This window comes from Nocardioides sp. T2.26MG-1, from assembly GCF_950101795.1.
Classification (GTDB): Bacteria; Actinomycetota; Actinomycetes; order Propionibacteriales; family Nocardioidaceae; genus Nocardioides.
Genome location: NZ_CATNLZ010000035.1, coordinates 259,069 through 266,147 on the forward strand (window position 1 = coordinate 259,069; position 7,079 = coordinate 266,147).

Below are 7,079 nucleotides of genomic sequence, written 5' to 3' on the forward strand. Positions count from 1 at the left end.
CGACCTGCCCGAGGCGATGACCCGGGTGCTCGGGGAGTACGAGCGGCACCTGGCCGCCGAGCGCGACCTGACCGCACACACGGTCCGGGCGTACGTCGGGGACGTGGCCGGACTGCTCGGGCACGCCGCCCGTCTCGGGCACACCGAGGCAGGTGAGCTCGACCTCCGCACCCTGCGCAGCTGGCTGGCCAAGCAGCAGAGCCTCGGTCGGTCCCGCACCACGATCGCGCGGCGGGCGACTGCCGCGCGGGTCTTCACGGCCTGGCTCGCGCGCACCGGACGGTCCCCGGTCGACGCAGGTGCCAGCCTCGGCGCCCCGAAGGCGCACCGGTCGTTGCCGCCGGTGCTGCGTGCGGACGAGGCGGCGGAGCTGGTGCGTGTGGCCGCCGAGCATGCCGACGACGGCAGCCCGGTCGGGCTGCGCGACGTCGCGATGCTCGAGCTGCTCTACGCCACCGGCATCCGGGTGGGAGAGCTGGTCGGTCTCGACATCGACGACCTCGACCGCGAGCGCAACGTCGTCCGGGTCTTCGGCAAGGGGCGCAAGGAGCGGTCCGTGCCGTTCGGCCGCCCGGCCGCGCGGGCGGTCGACTTCTGGCTCAAGCAGGGCCGTCCGCTGCTCGCGGTGCCCGGCAGCGGAGCAGCACTGTTCCTCGGTGCCCGGGGCGGCCGGATCGACCAGCGGGCCGTGCGCACGGTCGTGCACCGCCGGATCGCCGACGTGCCCGGGGCGCCGGACATCGGGCCGCACGGGCTGCGGCACACCGCCGCCACCCACCTGCTGGAGGGCGGCGCGGACCTGCGGTCGGTGCAGGAGCTCCTCGGCCACGCCTCGTTGGCGACCACGCAGATCTACACCCACGTCAGCACCGACCGCCTGCGGCGGGCCTACCAGCAGGCGCACCCGCGGGCGTAGCGCGACCACAGCACCAACGGCGCGACGAACGCGGCGTATGGCAGTGGCAGCGGCCGCCACCGCGTCGGCGAGACGCCCGTCGTGGCCGGCTCGTCGCGCCACAGGGGCAACAACCGCACCGGACCGGCCCCGATGAGGCGCAGCGGGTCGAGGTAGGTCTCGCCCCGGATCCAGCCCCAGTGCAGGCACGCCCGGGGGGGGCAGTGCGACCCGGCCGACGTCAGGTGACCCAGCGGGTCCCCGGCGGCCACCGTCGTACCGACTCCGACCGTGGCACCGACCGGTTCGTAGGTGGTGCGGGTCGAGCCGTGGTCGATGACCACGACCCCACGCCCGGCCAGCATGCCCGCCCACGTCACCCGGCCCGGGAGCGAGGCGCGGACCGTCTGGCCGGGCGACCCGAGCAGGTCCACGCCGCGGTGACCCGCACCCCAGGGGTCGCTGGGCGGGTCGAACCCGGCGACGACCTCGGGCACGGGCAGCAGCGGCCAGACCCCGACCGGATCGGCCTCGGCCGCCCGGGCCGGCGCCGCCAGCAGCAGGGCCGGGAGCAGGGCGTGCGCCACGACCAGACAGAGCAGCAGCGGGAGTCGACGAGCCATGGCCCGACCCTGCCCCGCCCGGCGCACGCCCGCATCGTGGCCGTCGGGCACGGTGGAGACGCGCGCCGCAACGCGAGGGGTGGACGATGAGCGGGCCGCGATTGGCGGGTGTCCGCCGGTGTCGACTACGCTGACCGGAGCAATCCTTGCGGATTGACTTCGCACGCTCGCAGACCGCGACGGGCCCTGCACCTCCGAGGTCCCGACCACCCGTGGGCGACGACTTTCAGTCCGTCCGGGCAACCGGACGGTCGGGTCGCGCGCGAGCGTCAGGGCAGCCGACACCCGTCGGGTGCAGCAACTGTAAACAACGACCGGGTCCGCCCCGGTCCGGCCTGCTGAAGGCCGGACGGCAACGGTGGCGGTGCCCGACACAACAGGAGAAACCATGGCAGTCGTCACCATGCGCCAGCTGCTCGAGAGCGGCGTGCACTTCGGACACCAGACCCGTCGCTGGAACCCGAAGATGAAGCGCTTCATCATGACCGAGCGCAACGGCATCTACATCATCGACCTGCAGCAGTCGCTGGCCTACATCGACCGGTCGTACGCCTTCGTCAAGGAGACCGTCGCCAAGGGCGGCACGATCATGTTCGTCGGGACGAAGAAGCAGGCCCAGGAGGCGATCGCCGAGCAGGCGACCCGCGTCGGCATGCCCTACGTCAACCAGCGCTGGCTCGGCGGCATGCTCACCAACTTCCAGACGGTGCACCAGCGGATCAACCGCCTCAAGGAGCTCGACGAGATCGACTTCGACGACGTCGCCGGCAGCAGCCGCACCAAGAAGGAGCTGCTGCAGATGCGCCGCGAGCGCGACAAGCTCAACAAGTCGCTCGGCGGCATCCGCGAGATGACGCGGACCCCCTCTGCGGTGTGGATCGTCGACACCAACAAGGAGCACCTCGCCGTCGAGGAGGCGCGCAAGCTCCACATCCCGATCATCGGCATCCTGGACTCCAACTGCGACCCCGACCTGGTCGACTTCCCGATCCCGGGCAACGACGACGCGATCCGCGCCGTGGGTCTGCTGACCCGCGTGGTCGCCGACGCCGTCGCCGAGGGCCTCATCGCCCGCTCCGGCGTCAAGGCCGGCGAGGGCACCGAGGCCGTGGGCGCCGAGGAGCCGCTGGCCGAGTGGGAGCGCGAGCTCCTGGGCGGCGAGGCCGAGCAGGCCGCTGTCGCGGCGACCGGTGGCGACGCCGCCGAGGAGACCCCGGCCGCCGAGGCGACCGGTGCCGCCAGCGAGGCCGCGGAGGCCACCGAGGCTGCTGAGGCCGCCACCGACGAGCCGGCCGCCGAGGCCGCTCCCGAGGCCGCCACGGACGAGGCTGCCGCTGAGGAGACCCCGGCTGCCGCTGAGCCGGCCGCCGAGGTCGAGGCCTGACCGGCCGGTCCGGTCACCAGGAACATCCGCGACAACCTTCCAACACTTCGAGGAAGAAGGACCATGGCGAACATCTCCGCCGCCGACGTCAAGAAGCTCCGTGAGCTCACCGGCGCCGGCATGATGGACTGCAAGAAGGCGCTCGTCGAGGCCGACGGCGACTTCGAGAAGGCCGCCGAGCTGATCCGCATCAAGCTCGGCAAGAAGATGGCCGAGCGGGGTGCCGAGCGCGAGGCATCGAACGGGCTGGTCGCCACCTCCGGCGGCGCGCTCGTCGAGCTCAACTGCGAGACCGACTTCGTGGCGAAGGGCGACGACTTCGTCGCCGCCGCGCAGCAGATCGCCGACGTCGCCAACGAGGCCAAGGCCGGCGACGCCGAGACGCTCAAGTCGGTCAAGCTGGGCGACAAGACGGTCGGCGAGGTCGTCGAGAACCTGGCGATCACCATCGGCGAGAAGATCGCCCTGGGTCGCGTCGCCTACTTCGACGGTCCGGTCGTGACCTACATGCACAAGCGTGCCGCGGACCTGCCGCCGGCCGTCGGGGTGCTCGTGGAGTACGACGGCGCCGAGGCCGGTGCCCGGGGCGCCGCGATGCAGATCGCGGCGATGCGCCCGCAGTACCTCACCCGCGACGAGGTCCCCGCGGACATCGTGGCCAAGGAGCGCGAGATCGCCGAGGCGACCTCGCGCGAGGAGGGCAAGCCCGAGCAGGCGATCGCCAAGATCACCGAGGGCCGGCTCAACGGCTTCTTCAAGGACGTCGTCCTGCTGGAGCAGCCGTCGGTCACCGAGAGCAAGCGCACCGTGAAGGCCGTCCTGGACGAGGCCGGCACCACCGTGAAGCGTTTCGCCCGTTTCGAGGTCGGCGCGTAACCGGATAGGTTCTAGCCAGACGTACACGAGGAGGCCGGTTCGATGTCAGCGACCCTGATCATCGGACCGGCCTTCTCCTGCCCCGCCCACCCGAGGAGCCGCCCGTGACCGGATACAAGCGCGTCCTGCTGAAGCTGTCGGGCGAGATGTTCGGCGGCGGCGAGGTCGGCGTCGACCCCGACGTCGTCCAGACCGTCGCCCGCGAGATCGCCGGCGTCGTCAACGCCGGCGTCCAGATCGCGATCGTCACCGGTGGTGGCAACTTCTTCCGGGGAGCCGAGCTGCAGCAGCGCGGCATGGACCGGGTCCGTGCCGACTACATGGGCATGCTCGGCATCGTGATGAACTGCCTTGCCCTCCAGGACTTCCTGGAGAAGATGGGCGTCGAGACCCGCGTCCAGACCGCGATCACCATGGGCCAGGTCGCCGAGCCGTACATCCCGCGGCGTGCGATCCGGCACATGGAGAAGGGTCGCGTGGTGATCTTCGGGGCGGGCATGGGCATGCCGTTCTTCTCCACCGACACCGTCGCCGTCCAGCGCGCCCTCGAGAGCAAGTGCGACGTCGTGCTCGTCGCCAAGAACGGCGTGGACGGCGTCTACACCGCCGACCCCCACCTCGATCCCACCGCGACCAAGTTCGACGACCTCACCTACGACGAGGCGATCGCCCGGGGTCTGAGGATCATGGACCAGACGGCGTTCGCGCTGTGCGGCGAGAACAAGCTGCCCATGGTCGTGTTCGGCATGGAGCCGGAGGGCAACATCCTGCGGGTCGTGCATGGTGAGAAGATTGGGACGCTCGTGAGCGCCGGCTGACCCAGCCCCGACGACGAGCATCGACCAGCAACGCTAGGAGCACCCGTGATCAACGACATCCTCCACGAGGCCGACGGCAAGATGGACAAGTCGGTCGAGGCGACGCGCGAGGAGTTCGCAGCGATCCGCGCCGGTCGGGTCAGCCCGAGCATGTTCAGCAAGATCGTCGTCGACTACTACGGTTCGCCGACCCCGCTGCAGCAGCTCGCGTCGTTCACCGCTCCCGAGGCCCGGATCATCCTGATCGCGCCCTACGACCAGGGCGCCATGCACAACATCATCAAGGCGATCCGCGACTCCGACCTGGGTGTCAACCCGGCCGACGACGGCAAGGTGATCCGCTGCGTGTTCCCCGAGCTGACCGAGGAGCGGCGCAAGGAGTACATCAAGGTGGCACGCACCAAGGCCGAGGAGGGCCGGGTCGCGGTCCGCAACCTGCGCCGCACCGCCAAGCAGCACCTCGAGAAGCTCGAGAAGGACGGCGAGGTCGGCAAGGACGACGTCACCGGTGCCGAGAAGCGCCTGGACGGCATGACCAAGAAGCACACCGACGTGATCGACGAGCTGCTCAAGCACAAGGAGTCCGAGCTGCTCGAGGTCTGAGCAGTCGGAACCCTCATGCCCGACGCGCCGTCCGCGAGGCCGCAGGCCAGTCCCTCACCGGTCCCACCGACCGCCAAGGACCACGGCCGCGCCGGCCGCGACCTGCGCGCCGCCGTCGCCTCCGCGGTCGTGCTGCTGAGCGCGATCGCGCTCTCGCTGCTGTTCTGGAAGACCGCCTTCATGGTGATCGTCGCCGTGGCGGTCGTGGTGGCGATCTGGGAGCTGCACCGGGGCTTCCGGGCCCTGGACATCGACCTGCCGGAGCAGCCGCTGATGGTCGGCGGCGTCGTCATGGTCGTGGTCGCGTACTTCTGGGGTGCACCGGCGCTCGTCACCGCAACCGCGGTGACGGCCCTGGTGATCATGCTCTGGCTCCTCCGGCGAGGCGTCGCCGGATACGTCCAGAACGCCACCGGGTCCGTGTTCGTCCTGGTGTACGTGCCGTTCCTCGGGTCGTTCGTCACGCTGCTGCTCTCCGAGGGTGGGGGCGCCAACGCCGCCGGGCTCGATGACGCCGGCGTACAGGGGATCGTCGCGTTCGTGCTGGTCACGATCGCCTCCGACATCGGCGGGTACGTCGCCGGTGTCCTGTTCGGGCGGCACCCGATGGCCCCGGTCATCTCGCCGAAGAAGTCGTGGGAGGGCTTCGCGGGCTCGGTGCTCTTCTGCCTGCTCGCCGGCTGGGCGCTCGTGGTCTACCTGCTCGACGGCGACTGGTGGGTCGGCCTGCTGCTCGGCCTGATCACGGTCGTGATGGCCACCCTCGGCGACCTGTGCGAGTCCGTCATCAAGCGCGACCTCGGCATCAAGGACATGAGCCAGGTCATCCCGGGCCATGGCGGACTGATGGACCGTCTCGACTCGCTGCTCGCCACGATCGCCCCGATCTGGCTGCTCCTCCACTACCTCGTGTACTGATGCTCTACCTGGTGCGGCACGGACGCCCGCTCGTCGAGCCGGGCCTGCTCCCGAGCGCCTGGGAGCTCGACCCCGCCGGCTTCGAGGACATCTGGGCGTTACGCGAGTCCGGGCGGCTGCCGGACGACGGCCACTGGTTCTGCTCGCCGGAGCCCAAGGCGGTCGCCACCGCCCAGCTGCTCACCGACGGCCCGGTCGGGATCGTCGAGGGACTGGCCGAGCAGATCCGCGACACCGGCGACTGGATCGACCGCTTCGAGGCCGTCGTACGGCGTGCCTTCGCCGACCCGACCCGGTCGGCCCACCCCGGGTGGGAGCCGCTGGCGGTGACCCGCGAGCGGGTGGCGACCAGCGTCCGCCTCCTCATCGCCGACCACCCGAGCGAGGACCTCGTGCTGGTCGGCCACGGCACCGCCTGGACCGTCCTCGCGGCCGAGCTGACCGGCGCGGAGCCGGACCTCGACCGATGGGCCCTTCTCGGCATGCCGGACGTCATCGAGGTCGATCCGGTCGTAGAGTCGCCCTGATGTCGACCGACCCGGACCACCCGAGCAGCACCGTGAACGAGGCGACGCCGGAGCCGGCGCCCGCCCCCGAGCGCGTGCCGGACTGGTGGCACCGCGACCACCCGACGTTCACCTCGCTCACCGGGTTCTTCACCGGCCTGGCGTTCGTGATCGTGGTGCCGGGCCTGTTCGCGGCGATCCTGGGCTGGATCTTCGACTACCACACCGCCGAGGACCTGTTCCCGCTGGTGCTGGTGACGCTCGTGGTGCCGATCGGGCTCGTGATCGCTCCCCGCACCCGCCGGTTCGGCCGCTACATGCTGATCGGGATGGCGGTGACCGCTCTCGTCGTGGGCGGCGTGAGCGCCGTGGTCCTCTGGTACATGGTCACCTACCAGAGCTGACCTGCGGAGCCTGGCTCCGGCGAATGGCCCGCCCACCCACCCGGATGGGATG

General features: G+C 70.9%; 9 protein-coding genes. 8 read left to right on the forward strand and 1 reads right to left on the reverse strand.

Annotated features, from left to right (window positions below; genetic code table 11):
- Positions 1–16: 16 nt before the first annotated feature.
- Entirely contained in the window at positions 17–916 is a 900-nt protein-coding gene (locus QQZ14_RS23195; protein WP_446740518.1) for a tyrosine recombinase XerC, read from the forward strand.
- Here the strand turns inward: QQZ14_RS23195 and QQZ14_RS23200 are convergent.
- Positions 889–1,518, reverse strand: a complete 630-nt coding sequence (locus QQZ14_RS23200; RefSeq protein WP_284536795.1) for a M23 family metallopeptidase — start codon at positions 1,516–1,518, stop codon at positions 889–891. The genes QQZ14_RS23195 and QQZ14_RS23200 overlap by 28 nt on opposite strands.
- Positions 1,519–1,906: 388 nt before the next feature.
- On the opposite strand from QQZ14_RS23200, the gene rpsB reads away from it, so the two are divergent.
- The 7 genes from rpsB to QQZ14_RS23235 all read left to right on the forward strand — a co-directional run bounded on the left by rpsB (position 1,907) and on the right by QQZ14_RS23235 (position 7,027).
- Positions 1,907–2,902: a 30S ribosomal protein S2 gene (rpsB, locus tag QQZ14_RS23205; protein ID WP_284536796.1), complete on the forward strand. Its 996-nt coding sequence runs from the start codon at positions 1,907–1,909 to the stop codon at positions 2,900–2,902.
- Between the two features lie 63 nt (positions 2,903–2,965).
- A complete protein-coding gene (gene tsf / locus QQZ14_RS23210; protein ID WP_284536797.1) occupies positions 2,966–3,778 on the forward strand; it encodes a translation elongation factor Ts in 813 nt (270 codons plus the stop codon).
- Between the two features lie 104 nt (positions 3,779–3,882).
- On the forward strand, positions 3,883–4,596 hold the full coding sequence (pyrH, locus tag QQZ14_RS23215; RefSeq protein WP_284536798.1) for a UMP kinase: 714 nt from the start codon (positions 3,883–3,885) through the stop codon (positions 4,594–4,596).
- Between the two features lie 48 nt (positions 4,597–4,644).
- Positions 4,645–5,199, forward strand: a complete 555-nt coding sequence (frr, locus tag QQZ14_RS23220; RefSeq protein WP_284536808.1) for a ribosome recycling factor — start codon at positions 4,645–4,647, stop codon at positions 5,197–5,199.
- Between the two features lie 15 nt (positions 5,200–5,214).
- Positions 5,215–6,117: a phosphatidate cytidylyltransferase gene (locus tag QQZ14_RS23225; RefSeq protein ID WP_284536799.1), complete on the forward strand. Its 903-nt coding sequence runs from the start codon at positions 5,215–5,217 to the stop codon at positions 6,115–6,117.
- The gene (locus tag QQZ14_RS23230; RefSeq protein WP_284536800.1) at positions 6,117–6,644 is read left to right on the forward strand and encodes a histidine phosphatase family protein; all 528 of its coding nucleotides are present in this window, start codon (positions 6,117–6,119) and stop codon (positions 6,642–6,644) included. Before QQZ14_RS23225 ends, QQZ14_RS23230 begins: the two co-directional genes overlap by 1 nt.
- Positions 6,644–7,027, forward strand: coding sequence for a hypothetical protein (locus tag QQZ14_RS23235; protein WP_284536801.1), 384 nt, complete (start codon positions 6,644–6,646; stop codon positions 7,025–7,027). The genes QQZ14_RS23230 and QQZ14_RS23235 overlap by 1 nt, the downstream gene beginning before the upstream one ends.
- The last annotated feature ends 52 nt before the right edge of the window (positions 7,028–7,079 follow it).